The organism is Shouchella sp. JSM 1781072 (assembly GCF_041949915.1).
Lineage (GTDB): Bacteria > Bacillota > Bacilli > Bacillales > Bacillaceae_D > Shouchella.
The window spans coordinates 54832-80044 of sequence record NZ_JBHFQE010000002.1 but is presented as its reverse complement, the minus strand read 5'-3'; the positions used below and the strand labels follow the sequence as shown (position 1 = coordinate 80044).

27 protein-coding genes are annotated in these 25213 nt (G+C 40.0%); 17 read left to right on the top strand and 10 right to left on the bottom strand.

Annotated features, from left to right (window positions below; translation table 11 throughout):
* Positions 1-8: 8 nt before the first annotated feature.
* Positions 9-1253, bottom strand: coding sequence for an L-lactate MFS transporter (locus ACE1TH_RS09745; RefSeq protein ID WP_375078852.1), 1245 nt, complete (start codon positions 1251-1253; stop codon positions 9-11).
* A gap of 60 nt (positions 1254-1313) precedes the next feature.
* Positions 1314-2054: an SDR family NAD(P)-dependent oxidoreductase gene (locus ACE1TH_RS09740; RefSeq protein ID WP_255224810.1), complete on the bottom strand. Its 741-nt coding sequence runs from the start codon at positions 2052-2054 to the stop codon at positions 1314-1316.
* 165 nt (positions 2055-2219) lie between these two features.
* Between ACE1TH_RS09740 and ACE1TH_RS09735 the strand changes: the two genes are divergently transcribed.
* The 5 genes from ACE1TH_RS09735 to ACE1TH_RS09715 all read left to right on the top strand — a co-directional run bounded on the left by ACE1TH_RS09735 (position 2220) and on the right by ACE1TH_RS09715 (position 8518).
* Entirely contained in the window at positions 2220-3125 is a 906-nt protein-coding gene (locus ACE1TH_RS09735; RefSeq protein WP_255224811.1) for a LysR family transcriptional regulator, read from the top strand.
* Positions 3126-3431: 306 nt separating this feature from the next.
* A complete protein-coding gene (gene abc-f / locus ACE1TH_RS09730) occupies positions 3432-5021 on the top strand; it encodes a ribosomal protection-like ABC-F family protein (protein WP_375078851.1) in 1590 nt (529 codons plus the stop codon).
* Between the two features lie 313 nt (positions 5022-5334).
* Positions 5335-6339 (top strand): ABC transporter substrate-binding protein, encoded by a 1005-nt coding sequence (locus tag ACE1TH_RS09725; protein ID WP_255224813.1) that lies wholly within the window; start codon positions 5335-5337, stop codon positions 6337-6339.
* A 92-nt stretch (positions 6340-6431) separates the two neighbouring features.
* Positions 6432-7292, top strand: a complete 861-nt coding sequence (locus ACE1TH_RS09720) for an ABC transporter permease (RefSeq protein ID WP_255224814.1) — start codon at positions 6432-6434, stop codon at positions 7290-7292.
* Positions 7289-8518 (top strand): quaternary amine ABC transporter ATP-binding protein, encoded by a 1230-nt coding sequence (locus ACE1TH_RS09715; RefSeq protein WP_099302248.1) that lies wholly within the window; start codon positions 7289-7291, stop codon positions 8516-8518. The genes ACE1TH_RS09720 and ACE1TH_RS09715 overlap by 4 nt, the downstream gene beginning before the upstream one ends.
* Positions 8519-8616: 98 nt before the next feature.
* Here the strand turns inward: ACE1TH_RS09715 and ACE1TH_RS09710 are convergent, their stop codons facing one another.
* From ACE1TH_RS09710 to ACE1TH_RS09700, 3 genes are all read right to left on the bottom strand, one after another.
* The gene (locus tag ACE1TH_RS09710; RefSeq protein ID WP_099302247.1) at positions 8617-9042 is read right to left on the bottom strand and encodes a hotdog fold thioesterase; all 426 of its coding nucleotides are present in this window, start codon (positions 9040-9042) and stop codon (positions 8617-8619) included.
* 81 nt (positions 9043-9123) lie between these two features.
* Positions 9124-10047 (bottom strand): S66 peptidase family protein, encoded by a 924-nt coding sequence (locus ACE1TH_RS09705; RefSeq protein ID WP_099302246.1) that lies wholly within the window; start codon positions 10045-10047, stop codon positions 9124-9126.
* An 89-nt stretch (positions 10048-10136) separates the two neighbouring features.
* Entirely contained in the window at positions 10137-10781 is a 645-nt protein-coding gene (locus ACE1TH_RS09700; RefSeq protein ID WP_099302245.1) for a hypothetical protein, read from the bottom strand.
* 282 nt (positions 10782-11063) lie between these two features.
* Between ACE1TH_RS09700 and ACE1TH_RS09695 the strand changes: the two genes are divergently transcribed.
* Positions 11064-12341, top strand: coding sequence for a S41 family peptidase (locus tag ACE1TH_RS09695; protein WP_255224816.1), 1278 nt, complete (start codon positions 11064-11066; stop codon positions 12339-12341).
* A 12-nt stretch (positions 12342-12353) separates the two neighbouring features.
* Here ACE1TH_RS09695 and ACE1TH_RS09690 read toward each other — a convergent pair whose 3' ends face one another.
* A complete protein-coding gene (locus tag ACE1TH_RS09690; RefSeq protein WP_375078850.1) occupies positions 12354-13319 on the bottom strand; it encodes an alpha/beta hydrolase in 966 nt (321 codons plus the stop codon).
* Between the two features lie 230 nt (positions 13320-13549).
* Here ACE1TH_RS09690 and ACE1TH_RS09685 point away from each other — a divergent pair, with 230 nt between their 5' ends.
* Positions 13550-14107: a GNAT family N-acetyltransferase gene (locus ACE1TH_RS09685; protein ID WP_375078849.1), complete on the top strand. Its 558-nt coding sequence runs from the start codon at positions 13550-13552 to the stop codon at positions 14105-14107.
* A gap of 13 nt (positions 14108-14120) precedes the next feature.
* On the opposite strand, the gene ACE1TH_RS09680 is transcribed toward ACE1TH_RS09685, so the two are convergent.
* Positions 14121-14573 carry a hypothetical protein gene (locus ACE1TH_RS09680; protein ID WP_375078848.1) on the bottom strand — a complete coding sequence of 151 codons (453 nt, stop codon included), beginning with the start codon at positions 14571-14573 and terminating at the stop codon, positions 14121-14123.
* 12 nt (positions 14574-14585) lie between these two features.
* Positions 14586-15014: a group-specific protein gene (locus ACE1TH_RS09675; RefSeq protein ID WP_375078847.1), complete on the bottom strand. Its 429-nt coding sequence runs from the start codon at positions 15012-15014 to the stop codon at positions 14586-14588.
* Between the two features lie 378 nt (positions 15015-15392).
* Here ACE1TH_RS09675 and ACE1TH_RS09670 point away from each other — a divergent pair, with 378 nt between their 5' ends.
* Together ACE1TH_RS09670 and ACE1TH_RS09665 are read left to right on the top strand one after the other, a co-directional pair.
* Complete coding sequence (locus ACE1TH_RS09670) at positions 15393-15518, top strand: hypothetical protein (RefSeq protein ID WP_255301169.1); 126 nt, start codon at positions 15393-15395, stop codon at positions 15516-15518.
* Positions 15519-15694: 176 nt separating this feature from the next.
* Positions 15695-16561, top strand: coding sequence for a protein kinase domain-containing protein (locus tag ACE1TH_RS09665; RefSeq protein ID WP_099302240.1), 867 nt, complete (start codon positions 15695-15697; stop codon positions 16559-16561).
* Between the two features lie 14 nt (positions 16562-16575).
* On the opposite strand, the gene ACE1TH_RS09660 is transcribed toward ACE1TH_RS09665, so the two are convergent.
* Both ACE1TH_RS09660 and ytvA read right to left on the bottom strand, forming a co-directional pair.
* Positions 16576-16773 (bottom strand): hypothetical protein, encoded by a 198-nt coding sequence (locus tag ACE1TH_RS09660; RefSeq protein ID WP_099302239.1) that lies wholly within the window; start codon positions 16771-16773, stop codon positions 16576-16578.
* Positions 16774-16830: 57 nt separating this feature from the next.
* A complete protein-coding gene (gene ytvA / locus ACE1TH_RS09655) occupies positions 16831-17709 on the bottom strand; it encodes a YtvA family blue-light photoreceptor (protein ID WP_375078846.1) in 879 nt (292 codons plus the stop codon).
* Positions 17710-17759: 50 nt separating this feature from the next.
* On the opposite strand from ytvA, the gene ACE1TH_RS09650 reads away from it, so the two are divergent.
* The 8 genes from ACE1TH_RS09650 (at position 17760) to ACE1TH_RS09615 (ending at position 25205) form a co-directional block, all read left to right on the top strand.
* Positions 17760-18269, top strand: a complete 510-nt coding sequence (locus tag ACE1TH_RS09650) for a hypothetical protein (RefSeq protein ID WP_375078845.1) — start codon at positions 17760-17762, stop codon at positions 18267-18269.
* Positions 18266-18895, top strand: a complete 630-nt coding sequence (locus ACE1TH_RS09645; RefSeq protein WP_375078844.1) for an HD domain-containing protein — start codon at positions 18266-18268, stop codon at positions 18893-18895. The genes ACE1TH_RS09650 and ACE1TH_RS09645 overlap by 4 nt, the downstream gene beginning before the upstream one ends.
* Before the next feature lie 202 nt (positions 18896-19097).
* A complete protein-coding gene (locus ACE1TH_RS09640) occupies positions 19098-19223 on the top strand; it encodes a hypothetical protein (RefSeq protein WP_255224821.1) in 126 nt (41 codons plus the stop codon).
* Positions 19224-19268: 45 nt separating this feature from the next.
* Entirely contained in the window at positions 19269-20573 is a 1305-nt protein-coding gene (locus tag ACE1TH_RS09635; protein WP_375078843.1) for an ABC transporter substrate-binding protein, read from the top strand.
* Entirely contained in the window at positions 20566-21483 is a 918-nt protein-coding gene (locus ACE1TH_RS09630) for a carbohydrate ABC transporter permease (protein WP_375078842.1), read from the top strand. Before ACE1TH_RS09635 ends, ACE1TH_RS09630 begins: the two co-directional genes overlap by 8 nt.
* Positions 21480-22298, top strand: coding sequence for a carbohydrate ABC transporter permease (locus tag ACE1TH_RS09625; protein WP_255224822.1), 819 nt, complete (start codon positions 21480-21482; stop codon positions 22296-22298). The genes ACE1TH_RS09630 and ACE1TH_RS09625 overlap by 4 nt, the downstream gene beginning before the upstream one ends.
* Positions 22299-22423: 125 nt before the next feature.
* Positions 22424-23101 carry a class I SAM-dependent methyltransferase gene (locus tag ACE1TH_RS09620; RefSeq protein ID WP_176554340.1) on the top strand — a complete coding sequence of 226 codons (678 nt, stop codon included), beginning with the start codon at positions 22424-22426 and terminating at the stop codon, positions 23099-23101.
* Position 23102: 1 nt separating this feature from the next.
* Positions 23103-25205 carry a glycosyltransferase family 2 protein gene (locus tag ACE1TH_RS09615; protein ID WP_255224824.1) on the top strand — a complete coding sequence of 701 codons (2103 nt, stop codon included), beginning with the start codon at positions 23103-23105 and terminating at the stop codon, positions 25203-25205.
* Positions 25206-25213 lie beyond the last annotated feature (8 nt).

The following is a 25213-nucleotide window of genomic DNA, read 5'->3' as shown; positions in this document are numbered from 1 at the left end:
TTTTTCGTTTAAGAAGATGCTTGTATACGTCGGGCTTTTCTTCTGTTCAGGTAAAGGATAAGTGCTACGAGAGCGAGTCCAATTCCACCTAAGATTGCAGCAATGACGTATGCTGTTGTGAATGACCCTGTTGTTTCCTGGAAATAGGTGGCGATTCGTGGACCTACAAAGGCACCGCCAGAATAGCCAAGAAAGACAATCGCATAGTTCATGCCAAAATTCTTATCACCAAACGTGGTTTTTGTAAGTGGAGGAAAGACAACAAGCAACCCACCAAAAGCGAATCCAAGCAAGATGATACAGATGGTAAAGAATACCGTATTGCTAGCCATTGTCATCAATAACAAGGCCGCAATCGTCATAATTAAATTAAGCGATAGAGAGGCATAGGAGCCGAAACGGTCATAAATAAAACCAAAGCTCAATCGTCCAACAAAGTTTGATAAGGTGCTAACACTTACAATGATGGCACCAGCTGCTGCGGTCATACCGACTTGAACTTGGGCAATAACGGAAGCTGAACTCACGAGCATGGTCCCGGCTGTACTCGCAAACACAAGCGTTAAAAATAAGAGATAAAAAATAGGTGAACGGAGCATTTCTTTCCAATTTAAATTAATGATATTCGTTGATCCATTCGTCTGCTGTGGAGGTGTGTAGCCAGGCGGCTGATAGCCTTTTGGCGCACTTTTCATTAACCAACCTACCGCAAAAATTCCTACTGCAAAAATAATTCCTAGAATACGAAAAGCGCTTGTTACACCGACTTGCTCAATAAGCCAAGCGGAAAAGGGCGAGAGCAAGAAAGGACCTATTGCGGCACTAGATAGTAAGAAGCCTGATACTTTTCCGCCTTTATCTGGAAACCAGCGCATCGCCGTTACGAGTGCAGAGTTGTACATCATTCCTGCACCTGTACCAGCAATTAAACTAAAGGTAACGTAAAGCATAGGGATGGTGGTAACGGAACCAGTTAAAAACCAACCTAGTCCAAAGAGGAAGCCTCCAACATACATAAGAGGTCTTGCTCCGTATTTATCAACAATGATCCCAGCAAAAATGGCTACGATCGCAAAAATGAGTGTATAAAGCGAATACGCTAAGCTATAGTCACTCGGTGACCAACCATGTAAAGACGTCATTGGTTCAGAAAATACGCTAAAAATCGCGATGGAAGCGACTAAAAAGATAATTAGCCATGCCGCACTAAAAATAAGCCAGCGATTCGGATGTGTGTCTTGGTTGTTTTTCATCGTTATCTCTCCTAACAAGAAACAGCCGATAAGACGAACTTATTGGCTGTTTTTAAACATTTATACAATCGTATATCCACCATCAATTGGTACAACCGCACCATTCATAAATTGAGAATCATCAGAAGCTAAAAAGACGGCTAGTTCTGCGACTTCATAATCATTCCCGAAACGATCCAACGGAATTTTGTTCGTCGGACGTGTTTTTAACATCTCCTCTGTAAGAGGCGTACGAATTGTTCCAGGGGCAATCGCGTTAATTTTAACGCCTTTTGAAGAATAAACGGCAGCTAAATGTTTTGTATAGCCAACGACCCCGTGTTTTGATGCTGTATAAGCGGCTCCACCCATTTGTGCAACAAGCCCAGCAATTGACGCGATGTTAACGATATTTCCTTTTCCACGCTCAATCATATGCGGCAGTACAAGGTTGGATATTTGGAAAATTGCTTTTAAGTTGATGTTAAAAATTAGATCCCACTGCTCATCTGTTGTATCTAAGCTTGCCGTATACTTGTCGAAAATTCCTGCGTTGTTGATAACGATATCAATTTGCTTGTATTCAGCAATGGTTTTAGAAACCATCGCTTCTAAGTCGCTTTTTTTCGTGACGTCGACTTGAATGGCTAGTCCTTTTCCACCGTTTGCCTCGATCTGCTGAACAACTTCTTCAGCACCTTCTTTATTTAAATCTGCAACGACTACAGTTGCGCCTTCTTCAGCGAATTTAAGTGCTTCCGCTTTTCCCATTCCTGAAGCTGCACCTGTAATGATGGCGATTTTATCTTGAAGTTTTCCCATGATGTTGTCCTCCTTTAAAATCTTGATACCTACTTCGTAACCGCTTACTTTTTCAGTAAGTGATGAAAGTCATGTATCGTTACTTAAATCGTAACTGTTTCGACACATTCTGTATAATACATAAATACGCATAATACGATAACATTAACGTTATAATGGAGCGTGATGACGATTGAACTTTTACAATTAACCTATTTCAAAGTGGTGGCAGAACTTGAGCATATGACGAAAGCTGCAAAAGTACTTCACGTGTCTCAGCCTGCTTTAAGCAAAGTGATTCAACGGTTAGAGAGAGATTTAGATGTTACGTTATTTGAACGTACACAAAAAGGATTACATTTAAATGAAAATGGCAAAGTATTTCTCCAACGTGTTGAGCGTATTTTTCTAGAAATGCAAGAAGGAAGAAAAGAAGTTCGCGACTTAGCAGAGCTATCGGAACGAACAATTTCGGTATCGATGGCGTTGCCTCATATCCTGCCTCATTTTCTTAATGATTATTTAAAGAAACACAAAGATGTGCATATCTTGCATTATTCAGCCTCTGCTCCTGAAATGGTGAAACAGCTTGAAGAAGGGGAAGTAGACCTTTGTATTAGTACAAGTCCAATTGAAGGAAAAGGGTTAAAATGGCAAGTATTAATGGAAGAAGAAGTCTATTTATCGGTTCCTCTTGATCATCGACTCGCTCATCGTAAACGGATTGAATTAGCTGAGGTACAAGGAGAGAAAGTAATTAATCGAAATAAAGGCTATCATTTTCGTGAACTGATTGATGCCTTTTGTCGACAAGCAGGATTTGAACCGACAACAACAATTGAACTTGAGGAAGCTGGAGCGATTTTACGAATGGTTGAATTGGGTCAAGGGGTGTCGTTTACCCCTCAACTGTCATTACTCAGAGAAACGCTACCAAAAACAGTTCAGCTTGAAATCACCAATCCAGTTTGCAAACGAGAGATCGGCATCGCTTGGAATGAAGATCGCTACCTCACACGAGCTGCTCAGGATTTTAAAGCGTTTGCCATTACATTTTTTGAGAAAGCGGCAAAGCAATACTACGAGTTGTGAACATAAGAGTATAGTTGACATTCGAAACCCTCTGTGGCATGATCGTAGCCAATATAGAAGAAAGGAAATTGGTGCCTAATACAATGAAGCAGTAATCGAATCGACCCAACGTAATTGAACAACGATTGATTCACTCGAATTCGAGTTGAATATCTTTTTTCATGAACGTTAGAGTAGGGATTCGTCTGTCTTCATAGATTAGGAAAAAATACGACCACCGTAACATATCTTTGGGTGGGGTGTCTTTTTGTTGACTAATTTCTTACGGGCGAACTCTCTCTAACTGAACTAGAGGGGGTTTTTTGTATGCTATTGCTACAAACGACAAAATTAGAAAAATATTTTGGTGCAAGAGTAATCATAAATAGTGAACCTTTGGCCCTATACAAAGGGGATCGGATTGGATTAGTTGGAAAGAATGGAGCAGGAAAAACAACGTTGTTAAATGTGCTTGCGAAGGAAGACCAACCAGATGATGGTCAAGTGACCTTTTACGATAAAGCTACCTACATCCAGCAACTTGATGAAGGACCTAATAATGTCCCTGCTAAAGAAGGAGGTCAGTGGCATGTACCATCGCATCACCAGAAAAGCGGTGGGGAAAAAACACGAGCAAAGATTGCACAAGCTCTTGAAGCGCAAGCAGCGATTATACTAGCAGATGAGCCAACAAGTCATTTAGATATGGATGGCATTCAACAACTTGAAAAAGCGTTCGGCCAATTTTCAGGAGCGCTTCTCATCACATCTCATGACAAAGCATTCCTCAATAAAGTTTGTACGACGATTTGGGAGATTGTAGATGGGGAAGTGAAGGTATACGAAGGAAATTATGATGCCTATCAAGCACAAAAACAAATCGAGTTGGATCAAGCTCATAAGGCTTATCAATCGTACCATGCCGAAAAAAATAGACTCATACAAGCTGCAAAACAAGCGCAACAACGCTCGGATAACATTAAAAAAGCACCGTCACGAATGGGGAATTCGGAAGCGCGCTTGCACAAACGAAGTAGCGGTGTGCAGAAAGCAAAAATAAATCGCGCTGCTGAAGCGATGTTCACACGGGCAGCCCAATTAGAAAAGAAAGAAAAGCCTAAGGGAGAAACAAAGATTCAGTTTGATTTAAGCCGTTTTCCTGTTATTCATAGTAAACAAATTATGCAGTTTGAAGCGTTTAAAGTAAAAGTAAATGGGCGATTGCTTAAAGAAGTTGATGGCGTGGTTTCCGCAGGTAGTCGTGTCGCAATAATAGGTGAAAATGGATCTGGTAAATCAACACTCTTACAACAAATTGACGCGCAAGCCGTGTCGATTGCTAAACCAGCGAAAATCGGTTATTTTTCTCAACATCAACAAGATATTTTAGATGAAGAAACGATCTTAGAAAATGTAGGGAAAAACAGTCGTTACTCAGAAACATTTATACGAACAGTTTTATCTCGACTGGCTTTTAAAAAAGAGGACGTTTTTAAAAAAGGAATCAATTTAAGTGGAGGGGAACGTGTTCGAACTGCTTTAGCGAAAGTATTTCTAAGCGATGTAAACGTCTGGCTCCTTGACGAACCAACAAATTATTTAGACTTACCAACAAAAGATTCGCTTAAAGAAGTAATGAATGAATTTCCTGGAACCATTTTATTTGTAACGCATGATCGAGTGCTTGTGGAGGAAGTGGCGACGCACCTTTTATCCTTTGAAAAGGAACGAGCAAAAGTAAAATCGGTTGAGCAAGAAAAAGAGCAAACGGAAAAACCGGATGAGTCGTTATTAACGATTGAGTTTAAATTATCAGCGCTACTTTCCCGCTTATCAACCGTAGTTGATGAAACGGAAAAAGCGGCGTTAGATAAAGAATATCAAGAGTTAATAAAGAAAAAACGGGCGCTCATATAGAGGATGAAAAAAGGCAAAACAGCAAAGGCTGTTTTGTTTTTTTAGGTTTAACCTCGACAGAATCCGGGAATGGGAATTTGCATCTGAATTCGGGCAATTTTAAGAAAAATGTAGAAAGAGATTGGATCATGTTGAAATGACTCGAATTATAGATGATTTTTAAGAAATAAAGCCATCGCTTATAGTAAAGGGTCCCTCAAGAAAAGATACACATGTATACTCAGCTATTTCGAGTTTGTGGATGAGAAACCGCTTTATTATAATAAAGTTGGTCAATTACAAATTAAAGAAAAATAAAAAAAGGGGTTATTCAATGAAAAAGACACGATTTGGTGTAAGTTTAGTAGCGACGATCGCTCTACTTTCGGCATGTGGAAATGATTCTGGGAACGGCGATGGAGATGAGATCTCAGTTATTACGTTTGCCGATGCAGGGTGGGAAAGTTTACGAATTCATAATGCGATTGCCCAGTTTATTGTTGAAGAAGGCTATGGGTATGATACGGAAACAACAATGGGCTCAACCCCCATTACCGTTCAAGGTCTTCGAGATGGTGATATTAATGTGTATATGGAAATTTGGACCGATAACATTCGTGAATTATATGATGAATCGATTGATTCCGGTGAGATTATTGAAGTTTCAATGAATTTCGATGATAACGAACAAGGGTTTTATGTACCAACCTATGTGATTGAAGGAGACCCTGATCGAGATATCGAACCAATGGCTCCAGACTTACAGCGGGTTGAAGATCTTGTGAATTATCCTGATGTTTTTCCTGATCCAGAAGACTCAAGCATGGGAAGAATTTTAAATGCGCCAAGTGATTGGGCCGTTTACGAAGATATAGCTATGAAATTTGATTCTTATGGATTGGAAGAAACATTTAATTTATTTGCCCCTGGTTCAGATGCTGGTATGGTGACAGATTTGGTTCGGGCTTATGAAGATGGTGAAGGCTGGGTCGGCTACTACTGGGAGCCTACAGGGATTACAGCACAGTATGACTTAACGTTGCTGGAAGAAGATGATTACGACGAAGAACAGTGGGAAGAAGATCGTACAACCGCATTCCCACCTAATGATGTGACGGTTGCTGTTAATCAGCATTTACCTGACCAAGCACCGGAAGTAGTGGAATTTCTAGAAAACTATGAAACAAGCAGTGAATTAACCGAAGCAGCGCTTGCTTATATGGAAGAAGACGGTTTAAGTGAGCAAGAAGCAGCGATGCGCTGGATGGAAGAATATCAAGATATTTGGACAAGTTGGTTACCAGATGATATTGCTCAGGATGTTCTAGATGCATTGTAATAAGGAGTGCGGCTAGCAGTGCGCTAGCCTCCTTGTTGTTCAAAAATAGTATAAAGTGAGGTGAATAGGTACACAAGCGTGTATCTTAACGGATGTTTGATTTTCCTGATATTCGGATTCGTCTAGGTGATTATGCAGAAGCCGTTGTGCAGTGGCTTAGAGAAACATTTTCAGCATTTTTTGATTTTATTTTTCAAATCGGTGTGAGCACCATTAATGGAATCAATGATGTTCTTGAATTTTTCCCATGGTGGTTATTTATTCTAATTGTGGTTGCCCTTGGCTGGTATTTGCAAAAATGGAGTTCGGGTCTGTTGTATGGATTGTTTATTTTTATTATAGGAACCTTTAATTATTGGTCAGAAATGATGACGACACTCGCAATTATTATGAGCGCCGTAATTGTCTGTTTAATTATAGGAGTACCAATAGGAATTTTAATGGCGTTTAGTAAATGGTTTTCCATCATCATGCGTCCTGTCCTTGATGCGATGCAAACAATGCCAAGTTTTATTTACTTAATTCCTGCAATCTTTTTCTTTGGCCTTGGAAACGTATCGGCTATTTTTGCCACGATTATCTATGCGGTTCCACCCGTTATTCGCTTAACAGAACTTGCGATTCGAGGTGTAAGTTCTTCTATGGTTGAATCAGCACAATCATTTGGTTCATCAAAAGGGCAAACGTTGTGGAAGGTTCAACTTCCTCAAGCGATACCGACCATTATGGCTGGTGTAAACCAAACAACGATGATGGCTTTGGCAATGGTTGTAATTGCCTCAATGGTAGGTGCAAGAGGTCTAGGGGAAGACGTGTTAATTGCGATTAATACGGTGAATTTTTCTTTAGGGTTTGAAGCCGGATTGAGCATCGTATTTATTGCGATTATCATTGATCGTTTAACGAGCGGTGTAGCAAATAAAATTCAACGACATAGGAGAGTGACGTCATGACCACACAAATCTCACTTAAAAATGTCTCTAAAATTTTTGGCCCGAAACCGAAGTCTGTCATCCCAATGATTAAAGACGGTATGACGAAAGAAGAAATCTTAGCGAAGACTAACCACACAGTTGGCGTATACGATGCCTCAATGGATATAAAAAAAGGTGAAACCTTCGTTATTATGGGGCTGTCAGGGAGCGGGAAATCGACGTTAATTCGTTGTTTTAACCTTTTAAATAAGCCGACAGACGGTGAAATCATTTTAGATGGAGAGAATATCGTAAAGTATTCAAACCAGCAGCTTAAGAAAGTTCGTCAAAACAAGATCGCTATGGTTTTTCAGCATTTCGGCTTGTTTACCCACCGTACGATCTTGTCTAATGTTGAATATGGTCTAGAAATTAAGCAGATGCCAAAAGCAAAACGTCGAGAAATCGCGATGAAGAACATTGAAATTGTAGGGTTAAAGGGTTATGAAGACAAGTATCCAGATGAACTTTCAGGCGGAATGCAGCAACGGGTCGGTCTTGCTCGAGCCCTGACAAATGATCCAGACATTCTTTTAATGGACGAGCCATTCAGTGCACTTGACCCTTTAATTCGTCGGGAAATGCAGTTAGAGCTGTTAGATATCCAAGAGCGTCTTCAAAAGACAATTATCTTTATCACTCATGATGTGAATGAAGCCTTCAAAATTGGTGATCGTGTTGCGGTGATGCGTGACGGGAAAGTCGTTCAAATTGGTACACCAGAAGAAATTATGGAAGCACCTGCTAACGACTACATTTCCGAATTTATTAAAGATATTGATCGATCGAAAGTTTTTCAAGCATCTCATATTATGATGAAACCAAATGCGATCGTGTCACTAAAGGACGGCTTGAATGTTGCTGTGAAAGAAATGCAGCAACACGGTTTATCTAGCGTATTCGTTGTGGATCGAGGTCGCATTTTAAAAGGTATTCTGACCATTGATCAAGCGATAAAAGGGATAAAAGAAAAACAAACACTCGCAGAAGTGATTTCAGAGGACATTCAACGAGTAAAAGCGGATTGCTATGTGACCGATTTAATTCCAAAAGCGCTTGAATCTGCTTTTCCATTGGCAGTTGTGAATGATGAGGGACGTTTAGAAGGGATTATTCTCCGTGTTCATGTTTTATCTGGATTAATCTCGGAAGAAGTTAAGGAGACAGAGGAATATCATCCTAAAGAAGAGTTAAGTCCTGTGTAAGATATACATTCGTTTTACAGCATAAAAACGTCATGAAGGATACCTTTCCATTTATGACGTTTTTTGCTGTTCGTTTTTACTACTGCATTCACGTAACGTTACTTTCTTTTTTCCATTACACTAACGGTACAGCGAGAGATACAGATGGTTTTTCCTTCTTCATTTGTTAAGTCAATATGCCACACCATTGTCGATCTTCCCTTATGAAAAGGTGTCGCGGTCGCAATTAACGTACCTTCAGACATGGTTCGAATATGGTTGGCATTAATCTCCATCCCAAAACAAACGTGGGTTTCAGGGTTAATGTTTATAGCTGTGGCGATCGAAGCAGCGGTTTCCGCTAACACAACGGAAGCACCGCCGTGTAAAACGCCATATGGTTGGTGAACGGGTGGCCCAACCGGCATTGTCATAACGACTTTATCGGTCGACAGTTCTTGATATTCGATTCCAAGCGTTTCGATTAATGTGTTTTGAGCGTTTTCCTTTAACTGAACAAGCTGTTCTTCTGTGAACTGAGTCATATGTACCTCCATCTATTTATTAAGCGCTTTCATTTAGTATACAGAAAAAAAAGAAAAGAAAAAAGAGTGATTCATTCACTCTCATGATTGGACAGTATTTTCGACTATAGTAATTGTTCCATTTGTTCCATCTACTCGAACGTTTGCGCCAATCGGTAAGGTTGCTTTGTAATAATTATGTGCCGATTGGACATTTGTAATTAGAGGTTTCCCCAAAGGAACAAGAAAAGAATTGATGACATCTTGATAGCTCGTGCTATAAGAAACAGGACAATCTGTACACGTTCCCATTAAAATCGCGGCACAATCATTAAATTTACCTGCTGCTTCTAACTGAGCCAAATAGCGATAAACGGTATTCGTCGGTTCGTGAGTGTCTTCCAAGAATAGTACTTTCCCAGCTGTGTCAATCTCATAGGGTGTCCCGAGGGAACCAACAAAAGACGTTAAGTTTCCTCCGATTAATTCTCCTATTGCGACACCCGAAACTCTGCCTTCTAATGGGATGGAAGGAGGATTTGTCAGGGGATAGGGAGCAAAACCATTCATTGTGGTAGAAAAAAATTGTTCAACATTATAAGGTGGTGTATTTTCACGAAAATCAATGAGAAGCAACCCTTGAAACGTAATTAAATCTGAAAACTGTGCAAGCACATTTAAGAGGATCGTAATGTCGCTATAACCAGAAATGATTTTAGGGTTAGCTCGAATCTCTGCAAAGTTTAAATAAGGGATAATACCGGCAACACCGACTCCTCCTCTTGTAGGTAAAATCCATTTCACTTCGGGATTTCGTATCATGTTCATAAAATCGTTTGCCCGACTTTCAGCAGAACCAGCTAGAAAGCCAGTCCGTTCATACACACTATCTCCAACGATTACCGAAAAGCCTAACTGTTCTAAGAATCGTATTCGCTCATTGATGGTATCGGCGGCGAGAGGACTGCCTAAGGTGACGATTCCAACTGTATCTCCTTGTTGCAGTCGAGGTGGAGCAATACTCACTAAGAATACCTCCCTTTTTTCTCATTGCTACTATGTATATGGACTCATTGTTAGATTAGACGAGAAAAAGGGTGCTGGTAAGCGGTTTTTTATGTGGATTCTTTTTTAGGGAAAAAGGTGTAAGACCATGAATAAATCGTATCGATTACGAAGACAATCCCCCAGACCATACTAATTTGATGTATCGAGTTATTCGGATATGGCGTAGATTCATATGAATCCTCGTTGAACCATGACCAGTCACTAAGGTACATAAGAGCATGGTCGAAGCTATTTGTACCGAAATAAAAAGCAGTGATTTGAAAGGCTAGAAAAAGAGTGGCGTGAACCATTGAGTAATAACGATATTGTCTCGCTTGATAATAAGGATCTTTTTGCTTTTTCATTTGTCTATAGTCTTCTTCTGTTAAAAGTTCAATATTACGCCACCGCCCAATGTGTTTTTTCATCCAGCGATCTAGTTTTAGAAAATCTTGTATGCCAAACGTTACCGCATATAATACAAATATAGTTATAATAATCTGCAGTGTAGAAATTTCTCCTGTTTGACTATAGAGGATCCAAGCAAGAACGGCTTCAAGTGCAGTTATGACGATGAAAAGAAGGATAAAGCCGATACTTAGTCTGTGGTGGTCGAACCAATACCGTGTTAGGCCAAACAAAAGTAAGCAAATAAGAGATACAATTTCTAACGTAACAAATATAAAAGTTCCAGATTGAACGATCCAATCCAATCGAATTCCTCCCTGTTTTCATCCGATCCAGCTTTTTTTAGCAAGTTATCCACACAGTGTCTGATGAAATTTCACCAGGATCAGAATATATACTATTTTCAGCCTATTTAGTGTAGCATAAATATAGTTTAGGACGTAAGAAGAATTAAAATTAGATACGAATGTCATCAGAAAAATATGAAACCTGTCTTTTCATTAGAAGAGAAATGACAACAAAAGATTCCCAATCATTTCATTCTATACTAGAATAGAAGAGTATCTTTTATAGATAGGTGGGTAATCATGCGGATGGAACAAGTGTTTAGCAACATTGTAAAAGTCATGCATTACGACTACGCAGGCTGTGAAGATAAAAAAGGTTGGGATCAACCTAAAGCATTTACAAGTAAAGTCCGGGAAGTAGAGAATCGAGAAGACTTTGTTGAAGTTGTACGGGATTATCTGCTCGATTTTGATGATCAGCATTTGTTCTTTTTAGATGAAAAGCAATCAAGAAGGGAAACAAAAAAAGATGTTGGATTTCGTGTGCGCCGGTATGAGGATCGTCTCTACGTAACGAGTGTCTATGAAGCGAATATCTTGAAAATTGGTACATATTTTCGCTCGTTAGATGGAGAACGGATCTTAGATAGTCGAAACAAATACGAGCGTTATTTAAATGAACACCACCCTGAGCGAGAAGATTGGACGTTTATTTTGCAACAGTGTAAGACGGCAGAGGCCGTGACACCTAATGGAGAAGTATTTCAATATAATTTTACGCATTATGAGCAAAACCATCGCCCCCCAACATACGCTGTTCAAGAAGTCATGAATGATATCGTATTGCTGACTTTTACTGATTTTATGAACGCTGAAAGCATCGCGCAACTAGTAGAAAACCAGCGTAAGTTACTTGAACGTTCGAATAATTGGATTATTGATGTGCGCACGAATGGTGGTGGCTCAACATCAAGCTTTGCCTCATTACTACCTTATATGTTGCCTGAAAAAGGCATAGCAGTCGACTCGACTTTTCACGAAATGAGCTTCAATTTTACTGAAGCTTCTGCCAAGAGACAGCTGGCAAGTATAGAACAGATGCTGGTTCAAGAAAAAAATCTAGAAACAATTGATCTGTTAAAACGATACGAAGCGATGTGGCAGGAACATAGAGGGACAGGATTTGCCATGTCTTCCTTGCACGCGAAGCCGGATTTATTCAAAAAAGGAACCGCAACACCAAAACAGATCTTTGTTCTTACTGATGTGTATTGTGGAAGTGCAGGCGATGCTTTTGTAGAGTTGGCAAAATTATCGCCAAAAGTAACGGTAGTGGGACGTCCAACAAAAGGGTTAAATGATTATTCCAATGTTGTTCGTGCCGAGTGGGACGGTTTTGCATTATATTACCCTACCTCACGTTTAATGCGTATCGATAACGGTCAAGGGATGTCTAAAGTAGGAATTTCCCCTAACCATTATATTCCATGGACACCCCAACATTTATATGAAGACGTTGATTTAACCTATGTGTTTAACAAACTAACAGCCAATAAGAAAAACCTTGTTAAACAATAACGTTAACAAGGTTTATAAATAATGAACGGGATCAGAGATAAACGGTTCATGACGAATAAAATGACGATCAAGAAACTGTAAAACACGTTCTTCGTATTCTGATTCAAAGTGGAAATAGCTGCGTATGTGGCCGCCTTTTTCCGGAAGCCAGAGCTCACTTCCGGCTGCACTATTGTGGATGGCTTCTGATTCGGAATATGGAATCGCACCGTCATGCATAGAATGAATTAAAAACAGACCTTTGTCATCGGGGTAGGACTGTGCCGCGTAAAGTGGCGTGACATCTGTTGGATTAAAGCCAGGAACCATGACCCCAATGGCGCGCGTTGTACCTGTTGCAAATGATTTTGGCAGCCCAGTCCAGTATTCAAAACTATCAGCAGCATACTCACTCAAATTGGCAAAAGGCGAATCGGCGATAACTGCTTTGACTTCTTCAGACTCTGCTCCTGCCATAATGGACGTAACCGCGCCCATCGACCAACCCATTAAAGCGATATCCTCAACACCACGCGTCTCGCTTACGTAGTCAATGGCGCTTAAAAGGTCTGTTTTTTCATTTCCGCCAAACGTTGTCGGTGCTTGTTCAGACATACCGGAGTTACGAAAATCAAACATAAACACATGGTAGCCTTCTTCGCTTAAACGACTAGCCAATTTCAAGGGACTAAAAGGCATTTCAGTCCGATTATATCCATACCCATGAGCAAAAATAACGGCTTTATCATTATTGAAAATGGAATTATGTTTAGAAGGAATCCACCAGCCGCTTAGAGAAATATGATCAAATTTATTTGAAAACTGAACTTCCTCGTACTCAAGGTCGTAATGACTAGGATTACTCTCAAGGAGTCGAACAGCCGGGTTTGTGGCTTTATAGCCAACAAACATTAGTGCAGCGGTTAAAAGGACAAGTAAAGCCGCAAACGTTGTAACAGCATTCATTAGCCAGCTTTTCATGTTGAGTTGCTTCTTCATCCCTTCCACTCCTTATGCGTCGTTCGAAGATTCATAGATCATGCACGTCGACTTCCTAAGCATCATGTTAGCATTATTATACGATCTTCATAAATTCTTTACAATTGGTATACCTCAAGTTTAACGTCAGAAAACCTTGCTCTCTCTATACATATAAAGAAGGTTACATTCTGGTAACAAATTTGAACGAAATGTTTTAAATAAGTCTGAAAAAGAGGAGTCTGAACAGGTTGAAAAAATCTGCAGAACTGATTCAAGAAACGAATACTAATTCGCAGAAACCACAAATCAAACTCGTTTCGTTAAGCATGGCGCATGAAGCAGCACTCCACCAATTCGAATTAGAAAACAGAAGCTATTTTGAATCCATGGTGCCGAGCAGAGGCGATGCATTTTATAACAAAAATGAATTTAGACAACGTTTAACGAGTCTGATAAAGGAAGAAGAGGATGGGCAAGGAATCTTTTATCTTCTATTTAATGAAGCAGATAATCTCGTAGGTCGATTCAATTTAGTGATCGATGGGAATCAAGCTGACATCGGTTATCGAATTGGAGAGGCTTTTTCAGGAAGAGGTTATGCAACACAAGCACTTCAATTAGTAATTGAAGAAGTACGCGCGGCTAATCGAATAAACGAACTAACCGCGAAAACAACGTCGGCTCATCGAGCATCGCAGCAAATTTTGCTGAAGAATGGTTTTACAGAAATTAATGGACATTCCGAGTCATTTATGTGGAATGGGCAAGAGCAGTGGTTTATTTATTATCAGAAGAAGCTCAGTTAGCGAATTCAGATGCTCACCCATTCATAAAGTTATGAAGTTTACTCACTTCATAAATGTAGAGAGCCCCATAAAGGAAAAGCTGAACTGTGAAGAGGGCAATTGCGAAAGTGTAATGTTTTTTCACGATCTTTTCTTTTCGTTTATGTAAGATATAAGAGCCGATGGATGTACAACTACCTGCTAATGATAAGGATATAAATAGTAAAAAGCGATCGAGTCTCGTTAGAAAGTTGTTCGTTATGGCAGCCATTAGTTCAGAACTTGTCTTATCCAACTCTCGACCAGAAAAGTCAATCGTAGTCTGTTGATTTAGAATGCGTGTTTCTAACACAATGGCATTTTGATCGGCCTCAACGAGTTGGTAATTATAAGGAAAGAGGCCTAACGTGACAAAAGCAAACGAAAAGCCGAGAAACAACACGATATGGATTGAAAATAATGATATGAAGCGTAAAAATACAGTCATACTATTCTCCTTCTAGATAGATAAAGGTGGTCTTGATCGCTCGTTAAAAAGATAGGAGTGTTGTTGAACCCATTGTTTAATCGACAAGGCTAATTCGTTTAACGTTGATTGGACAGAGGTAATCGTATCTAGATAATAGAAAGTAGAGGGATCTATTTCATAGCCAGGTAGCGAGTGAATGAAAATTTTTGTATTCGACGCAAGGGCTAACCCTAATTCAACATGGCTGCCTTTTCCTCCAGGTAATAAAAGAATGAATATATCGGCATCATGTACAGCTTGTTTTTCCCTCTCACCAATTGCTTTTAATTGCTGTGCTAAGGTTGCTCGTTCATTTTGCGTCCAGTCGTATGTTTGAACGTATCCATCGTTCTTCAAAGACAAAGATAGTGCCCGAACAGAATCAATGTTTGCAAAAGATGAAGCAATATAAAAATTCAAAACAATCACTCCTTTAATCCGATTATAAATGAAATCACTCGATTTCACTATAAAAAGGGCAGGAGTGATCGTTGTTTCTTAAAAGAATCTCAGGGAGATGACCAAAAAATCGACCGGGGCAAAAAGTCATTCGGATTTTTGTCAACAAGGACTCAAGAAATCGTTTAATCGGGCCAGTGCTCATGAACGTCTATGAATACTGGCTTGACTCTTCTAGAAAATATAGTGAATAGAACTAGGTGTATATACAGATTATTTTTCTCTTATGTCTTACTCGTTAGCGTGGATGGCGACTCCGACGGGAAAAGTGACAGTCCGAAAATCCAAGAGTGATGTTTTCGAAGGAGTTGAGGCGTTGCCCGCGGCAAAGAAGACACCGTGAGAGCAAGTGACAACGTAGCGCAAACGGATGTCGCGCTTGTGCCTGTGGTGAAAACGTCCATCCGCGCGATAAGTGATGACTATCACTTGAATCGATCGTTTCCATTTTCGGGTAAAAGATAACAGTTTTTAGACAGACCTAATCAAATTATAAAACCAGTGTATCGTGATTTTACACAGAGGTCTGGACTTTATTTTCAGATTTTGAGTTAGGAGCCTATCAAGATTCTAAGCATTTACACGACCACATTGCGTACGGGGAGCCGCTACGGAAATAAGTATAGGGGAGAGGAACGCTTATGGAAGGAAAATTTGTCACGCAAAGCGTGGACGGCCAAACGTTTCAGCTAAAAGAACTGCATGATTTTCAGTGGCTTCAATCCTACGGGACAGTGTTTAACGTTTTTGATCAACAAGATTCAGGAAATCTTAGCTTTGGTGTGAAAAAAGGAACAGAGCGATATTTCATCAAGTATGCGGGTGCTAAAACGATTTACCATAACAACACACCCTCTGAGTCGATACAGAGGTTAAAAGAGGCTGAAAGGGTCTATCGTGATTTGCAGCATCCATCGTTAATTCAATTTATAGAGGCTATTAAGACACCAAATGGCTACGGGCTTGTTTTTGCTTGGACAAACGGAGAGAACTTGCATCCACACTGGGAATTTCCACCGCCGAAAAAATATACGCATCCTGATTCTCCTTTTTATCGGTTCAGGCAGCTTCCGTTTGAGAAAAAATCTACCGCGTTTAAACAAATCCTTTCTTTCCATAAGTATGTGGAAGAGGAAGGCTATGTCTTAATTGATTTTTATGATGGGAGTTTATTGTATAACTTTACGTCTGATAGACTGACGATTTGTGACATCGATATGTATGCGAAAGTCCCGTACACCAATGAAGTGGGGCGGATGTGGGGATCGTCTCGTTTCATGGCTCCTGAGGAATTTGAAAAAGGGGCTACGATTGACAGGCAGACAATGGTCTATACAATGGGAGCGATGGCATTTGCTTTATTTGGTGGGGAGACTGACCGTTCTCTTGATAAGTGGCAAGCGCCAGAACGTTTTTATTCGATTGCGCGAAAAGCTGTTCAAACGGATAAAAGCGCACGTTACGGTTCTGTTGGCCAATTTTTAGAAAAATGGCTTGAAAAAGAATAAGAGTGTCGATTCTCTTATTCTTTTGTTTTTTCCATTGTATCAAGCCGTTCAAGAATGTGATCAAGCTTCTTGTCGATATCCTCGAACTCAGGTCCCATCCCTTGGCGCATTTCTAATTCTTTTAAATGAGCGCGGTTGTTAATTAATATGGTAATAATGGGAAATAAAATGGCAGCTAGGGGAATAAGCACCCACCACGGAAAATCGGCCATATTCCATCCTCCTCTTCTACATCTCTTCTACGTATACGTGTGGAAAAGAGAGAAGTTTCACTCTCGTTCAAGATGACTTCGAAGAAAATCTTTTACCGAACTAGCTGTTTTCATTCCTTTTAACTTCGTTTCTTTTAAGCTAATTGATTGTTTTGCAAGAATGGGCGATATTCCTGTTAGCACGGTGTCCGTTCCGACAAGTTGTAAAATATCTCGTAAGCGAAAAATGCCTTCAACAACATATTCGTCGAAATCTTCCAATCCTGAAACATCGACAATTAATGTTGATAGATCGAGTTTGGAGGTTTCTTTTGTGACGGTATTAAACATATGGTCAAAGCGTTCCTTACCAAACTCCCCTACGAGTGGAATAACTGCAATTCCGTTAACTAATGGAACAATAGGTGTGGAAATCGTGTCAATTCGCTGCACGGTATCAAAATAGCTTAATTCGACTTCTTTTTGAACGGAAACATCTTTTTGAATCCCGATAAAATATTTCACTTCAGGTTGATCAAGCGTGACACATTCAATGTTTAATTCATTCCAGAAAAAACTTCCATCTTTGCGATAATTAATAATTTCAACTGAAATGGACTCATCGTTGCGAATGGCTTCTCTAATTTGATCAACTTTTTCTCTATCTGTGTCTTCCCCTTGAAGAAAACGACAGTTTGTCCCAATGACTTCCGATTCTTCATACCCTGTCATATCCGTGAATCCTTGGTTAGCATAGACAATTGGATTATCATCTTGAGACGGATCTGTGACAAGAACACCTACTTTTGTTCGGTCTAAGAGTCGTGTTAAAAGTTGAGACTTATTAAACAACTGTTCCATATTAACACCTCGAATGTATTCAGATTCAATAAAGATGTTTTCCCAACAAATCAATGAATTAAACAAACGCTTTCGTAGATTTAAGCGCATCTTCATTCAATTTCATGTAAAATGGTACAGAATGATAATAGAGTGAGGGACGTTAGATGAGAGATTTTATGGAGCAAGCAAAGTTAAGTGTTCAACTTCCAAAAAAGAAAGCCGTCTTTCAATTAAATCGGACTCGAATCGGTGTCCCGTTTTTTTATGTTGGTATTTGGCTCGTCTTTATTTGTATACCGTTATCGGTTCAGTCGTATTGGAATGCGGAAGGTGTGCTAGGAGAATTGGCAGTACCTATTTATTTTGTCTATTTTCTATTTGTGTTCTTCCCAATTTTCGCTGGTGCCATTTACTTTTTACTTGCCGCAATTGCCGCAATTGCACTGACATTGGCAAAGTTATTGGAACGAAAGCTGACTTTTTTAATGATGTTTAAACTGGCATCATTTGCAGCGACTTTTCCGCTGATTGGATATGGAGTCTTTCTTTTTATTGACGAAGGGATTGCAACACTCTGGATATGGCCAAGTGTGGCGTTTCTATTCTTTGTTTTAGTTCGATCCATTTTTCATTATCCGAAGAAAAAAAATAAACGAAAGGGACTGATGAAATGATAATCGAACGAACGGAAGATTGGGTGAAAGAACGTTTGGCCCACGATACGACGGGGCATGATTGGTACCATATTGATCGTGTGAGAAAAGTAGCGGTAATGTTAGCTGAAAAAGAGAATGCTGATCAACAAATTGTAGAACTGGCGGCATTGCTTCACGACACCATTGACGATAAAATCGTCGCAAATGAACAAGTAGCGGTTGAAGAGGTGAAGAAATTTTTGGTTGAACAAGGGCTACCAAAATCGGCATTGTATAAAGTGCTTGCCATTATTCAAACCATTTCTTTTAGCAAGGGGCAGGAGCTTTCGCTACTTGAAGCAAAAATTGTGCAAGATGCTGATCGACTTGATGCGATTGGTGCGATTGGGATTGCGAGAACGTTTCAATATTCCGGAGCAAGGAACCAACCTATCTATGATCCAACTCTTTCCGTACGAGGACAAATGACAAGGGAAGAATATCGCCATGGAAAATCATCAGCCATTAATCATTTTTATGAGAAACTATTACAATTAAAAGATGGTCTGCATACGCAAACGGCAAAAGAAGTCGCCGAAAAGCGGCATGCACTTATGGAGCAATTTTTAGATCAATTTTTTCTAGAGTGGGAAGGAAACGCCTAGAACATTAGCTTATCGATCCATTCGATGAGCTAGTTTTATATTAAAAAGGCAAATTGACAAGTATTAGAAGTTATGAAAAAATGAAAGCGATGTCAATATGATGAATTTCATATTAAGTAGTAGTCATTTTTACGAATGATAACAGCAACATTTTTGCAACATTCGCTTTATTGAATGGCGACGACTCCTAGGGGAACAGCACGTGACCGAAGACAATGGAGCGTTTTTTGCGGTGGCTGAGGCCTTGCCTGTGGTGAAAGCGTTCGCCATTTTAAATAGAGTGTACGTCATTTCGAATCAAACTCGAATTATGAAATTAGCTCAATAAATTAAATTATTTTACTTTTTTTCATAATCAGACAGGAGGGGTGAAATGAGAACTCGATTTGGATGGATGAGCATTTGTGTTTCATCAGTAATGCTAACAAGTTGTTTAGCACAAACGGAAACTGTAAGTGAAACCGATGTACCAGAAGGAGATGTTACGGTTTGGGCTTGGAACTTAGAAGCTGATTATTTAATCGATATTGTGCCAGCATTTGAAGAACAGTATCCAGATATTAATGTGAATGTGATGAAACTTAGTGGTGATCAAGTATATCAGCGGCTCACCACAGGACTGGCGGCTGGAGTAGAAAGTCAGTTACCTGATCTAGTACAAGTCGAAAACCAACGGATCGATTTGTATATGGACAATTTTGCTGAAAGTTTTGTCAATCTGTCGGAAATGGGCTTTGACGAACATCAAGATAAATTTGTGGAAGGGAAAATTGCGCCGTTAATCAATGATGATGGAGGTGTAATGGCTTTTCCTCGAGACACTGGACCAATGGCGGTTTTCTATCGTCAGGATTTATTTGAAGAGGCTGGGATCGATCCCGCATCAATTGTGACATGGGACGACTACATTCAAGCGGGTAAAGAAATGCGTGAAGATACGGGCATGTTCATGACTGGGATTCAATTAAATGGCGACACCAGTTTTTATCGCGCTATGCTGCAACAGCACGATTTGTTTTATTTTGATTTGGATGGCAACGTAACAGCGAATACTGAAGCCGCGCATAAATCGATGCAAACATTAAAAGAAATGGAAGATGTGAATATGTTGTTACACGCAGCTACCGGTGAAGAGATCAATGCAGCCATTAAGAATGATGCGGTTGCTTCTGTAATCAGTGGATCGTGGCAAAAAGGAATCATAGAAGACCAGATGCCTGAACAAGAAGGATTATGGCGAGTGATGCATTTACCAGCATTTGAAGAGGGAGGAAGTACGGCAGCAAATGATGGAGGGTCAAATTTAGCGATAACAGAAGTGTCCACGAACAAAGAAGCGGCTTACTTATTCGGAGAATTTGCGAGTGTTCACGTGGATAATCAAGTATATGGCGCTTTAGCTTATGGTGCTTATCCAGCTTTAATTGAAGCGATCGACCGCCCTGAAATGCGTGAAGGGATCGATTTCTACGGCGGACAAGAGATCTTTGATGTTTTTGCTGAAGAGGCACTGAATCTGCCCGTTGTGAATTTCACCGATGACTATTTAAGAGGGCAGAACAATTTTAATGATGCAATTGGTCGGGTGATTTTGCAAGATGTCGCAATTGAGGATGCCCTTAATACGACAGCAAATCGATTAGAGTCTGCAACGGGACGGGGGTCGAGCGATGAGTGAGCGGGCATTATCAAACAAATCTACACCGATTCGTAAAAAGAAGAAGAACAATCGTTCAACAGGTGGTCTTGCGCCTTATATTTTTATTGCACCAGCGGTTATTTTGTTTGTTTTATTCACAGGATATCCGATTGTTTACTCGCTAATTTTAAGTTTTACGACAAATGAGGCAGGCGTGAATGTGTTTGCTGGATTTGATAACTACATTAGGCTCTTTCAAGACACGTTGTTTTACGAGTCGTTATTTAACACATTTATTATTTTAATCGTGCAAGTACCTGTTATGACGATGCTTGCAGTCATTCTTGCAAATGTTCTTCATAGTGGTATACATAAGTATAAAGGGGTTCTACGTGTCGCTTTTTTCACCCCTACGGTAACATCGTTAGTGGCTGCGGCGATTATCTTTTTACTTATATTAAATCAAGATTTTGGGATTTTGAATTATATGCTTGGCTTTGTCGGTGTGGATCAAATTCCTTGGCTTAATGATCCTTTTTGGGCAAAAGTATCTTTAATCATGGTAACCATATGGCGTTGGACTGGATACAATATGATTATCATTTTGGCAGGGTTACAAGTAATTCCAAAAGATTTGTATGAAGCGGCAAGCATTGATGGTGCAAGTACAGTGCGCAAGTTTTTTTCCGTCACATTGCCGCAGTTAAAACCGGTTTTATTATTTGCTGTTGTGATGTCAACGATTGGTACCTTCCAATTGTTTGATGAAGCATTTAATCTCACAGGTGGTGGACCAATCAATGCAACGACTACGGTTACGATGTATTTGTATGAAAATGGTTTTGAATACTTTGATTTTGGCTATGCCTCTGCTATTGCCTACGTCGTCGTGATTATCATTGCGATTCTCTCGTTTATTCAGTTTAGAGTGGCAGGTGATCGTGAATGAAACTAGTTGGGAAGCTATTAAAATATCTTGTTTTACTCATAGGTCTTTTTATTACGTTAGGGCCTTTTTATTGGATGGTTGTGGGAGCGACAAACTCTTCAGGCGCATTGCTATCCGTACCGCCGAACTTAGTCCCTGGAGATCAGCTTGTACAAAACTTTCAAAATCTAGTTGCGAACATCGATATCTTTCAAGCATTGTGGAATTCAACGGTTATCACCGTCATCTTTACAAGTGTAGCCGGCATTATAAGTGCGGCAGCAGGTTATGCATTTGCAAAATTTGAATTTAAAGGGAGGGGGCCAATCTTTGCGCTTTTGTTAGCGTCAATGATGATCCCTTATCAAGCGCTTATCATTCCACAATTTGAGTTGTTTGCAAATTTAGGCATCTTAAATACATATAGCGCAATTATTTTACCGCAACTTGCTTATCCGTTTGCCATTTTTCTTATGCGGCAAAGTATGAAGTCTATTCCAGATTCCATCCTTGAATCTGCAAGAATTGATGGTTGCGGAGAGTACCGAATGTTTTTTCGGATTGCACTGCCGATGATGCTGCCGGCAATAGGCGCGGTCTCGATCTTTTTATTTACCCACCAGTGGAACAATTTCTTATGGCCGCTTGTGGCAATCGTGACGGAAGATATGTATACACTTCCGATTGTGTTATCCATTCTCGGCGGGCAAGATAATCTTGATTATGGCCAGCTTATGCTAGCAGCAACCATTTCTGTATTGCCTATTTTTATCATGTTTTTGTTTTTACAACGTTATTTTATTGCGGGCATTGCGAGCGGCGCCGTAAAAGAGTAATCCATAAGGAGAAGCTGGATCAAAAGCGACATCTGCTTTAGGTCCAGCTCTTTTTTCTGACGCACATGTATACAAGCGCTCGGCGCATATACTGAAGGATGTTGTCAGAGAAAGGAGCCAAAAGAATGACTCAATCTGAGCGTAAAGAAAGTGCTTATTATCGAGTGCTGAACCATGCGCTATTACATTTAATTCAACCAACTGATGTAGCAGTTCTTGATATTGGATGTGCGGCGGGGTATTTAGGAGAAGCGATTAAGGTGAAGACAGGAGGACTCGTCTCAGGGGTTGAACTTATATCAGAGGCTGCAGAAGAAGCGAAAGCAAGGCTCGACCAAGTCGTATGTGCAAACATTGAAACAGACACACTCCCTTTTCACGACCAGCAATTTGATGCTGTTGTGTTTGGTGATGTGCTCGAACATATGCTAGACCCTTGGCGTGTAGTGAGAAAAACAGCAACGTTACTCAAGCCTTCAGGTTCCATTTACGCAAGCATCCCAAATGTTGGACATATTACCATCATCGAACAGTTGTTGAAAGGAACATGGACATACGCAGAATCAGGCTTACTCGATAAGACTCATTTCCGATTTTTTACGAAAGAAGAAATACGAAAGCTGTTTGAAGAGAATGGGTTTGCTATAGAATCAATCACCCAATTGATGAACACTGGGGAAAGAGAAGATCAATTGATTGAAGGGTTACGTTCTCTAGCAACAGCGTTTCAAATACCAGTAGATGATCTTCAAGAGCGGGCAACAGCTTATCAATATATCGTTCATGCTAGGAAGAAGGGGTAAGATGAAGGCAAAATTTAGCCATGTTACTCCCAATAATCATGTCTTTTATCAGATCGATGGAGATCTTCCTTCTGGCTGGTATTTTCTATCTTTTACTTATAAAGGCAAGCATTCTGTACCGATTAGGCTTTATTGGACATTCGATCAAGCTGGTTTTAAACAAACGTGGAGTGAGGAGATTGGCTTGTTAGATAGCAAACTTGTTAACCAGCATCTATTCTCTTGTTATCTTTCTCCTCATCTAACCAAGCTCCAGGTTTCATTAGAATTTGAAGAAGAGACACCACATGAACTCGCGATCACACAAGCGACCCCTATGTTGCTTAATACGTTTTTATCTCTTGCTTGGTCAAAAAAACATCAACATTTTAACATTGAGTGGGATGGCACGAACCATTTGATGAATTATAATCGCTATCGAGCTTTTAAGTTACTTGAAAACAAACGAAATTTAGCCCCACTTTTAACAGCTATGAGACATGATATTCCTGATGAGCATGCATATTATCTTTTGCAAGAAAAAGAACCTGCACTTAGCTTATGCGACGGTCCGGTCGTTTCAGTTGTCATTCCAGTATACGACGTCAATATTAAGTATTTATTAGAAGCCGTGCGCTCTGTTCAAAATCAATCGTATCAAGCTGTGGATTGCATCGTTGTAATTCATGAAAGTATTCCAGACAATCTCATTGATCAGTTTAAAGAAGAAGTGCATAATCAAAACCTCCGTATTATGAAAGGAAGTGGGGTAGGCACAAAGGCTTCTTTAATCAATCAAGGGTTGTCGGTCGTTATGGGAGAACAAGTGTTAATTCTACAGCCTGATGATCGGTTAGCGGTAAATGGCATTGCGTGGTTGATGCGAACAGAAGCGGACGTCGTATATAGTCATGAAGCGTATATAAACGAAACAGGTACGTTTGTTAATGTGTACGAAAAGCCGGCATGGTCACCAGAACTTCTTTTAGCCCATAATTACTTAGGAACTGGTGTGATGATTTCGACGAAACTTTTAAAAAGTTCAGGTGCATTCCGAACGCAATATGGGCAGGCAAGTGACTATGATTTCTATTTAAGAATAACGGAGGTAGCAGCTTCAGTTGAAAGAGTGGAAAAATATGCTTATCATAAGCGCTTGGCCTCTGATTTATGTGAATGGGAAAGCGATGAAACGAGACAACAAGAAACGGTTCAGCTTGGAAAAAAGGCGCTAGAGGAAGCGCTCGTAAGAAGAAAGCAAAGTGGCAAAGTGTTTATAAAAGACGAAGAGTCAAATCTTTATGCCATACGTATGAACGTACCGGATCAAGTGAAAATAAGCATTCTTATATGTACCCGAGATCAGCCGGGATTACTAGAACGTTGTTTGGTATCGATTTTTGAGAAAACGACGTATCAACATTTTGAAGTTCTGGTTGTTGATAATGGATCTGTTGAAAATGAGACGGCTGCTCTGTTTGAAAAATGGAAGCAGCAAGAGGCAAATCGATTTCGTGTGATTCGAGATGACCGACCATTTAATTTTTCTGCTTTAAATAACGAAGCAGTAAAAAAATCAACTGGTGAATTAATCGTATTATTGAACAACGACATTGAAGTTCTGTCTTCCATGTGGCTTGAAGATATGGCGGGTTATGCCATTCAAGAAGAAATTGGCGCGGTCGGTGCGTTGCTTTACTATCAAAGTGGCCATGTCCAACATGCTGGAGCCATCTTTAATGATGTGGCGCCTATCCACTCGTTTTATAAAGGACTTCTGGGCGACAATGCGGTTTCAAAACTTGTGCAGTTACAAAGAAATTTTTTAGCTGTAACAGGAGCATGTCTGATGGTAAAGCGATCGCTTTATGAGGAAGTTGGCGGACTAGATGAAGCTTTTGAATCGTCTTACAACGATATGCATTTTTGTATGGAGCTTTATGCTCGAGGCAAACGAAATGTGTTGATCCCAGAAGCTAAACTATATCATCATGAATCGATTTCAAGAGGGCGTTTGCAAACAATCGACAAGCAAGAAGAGTGGATGCGAGAACTGGGACGATTTCGATCATTATGGGGACATTATTTTCAAAAAGATCCTTTTGTTAGCAGCCACACGTTTTGAGCGGACAT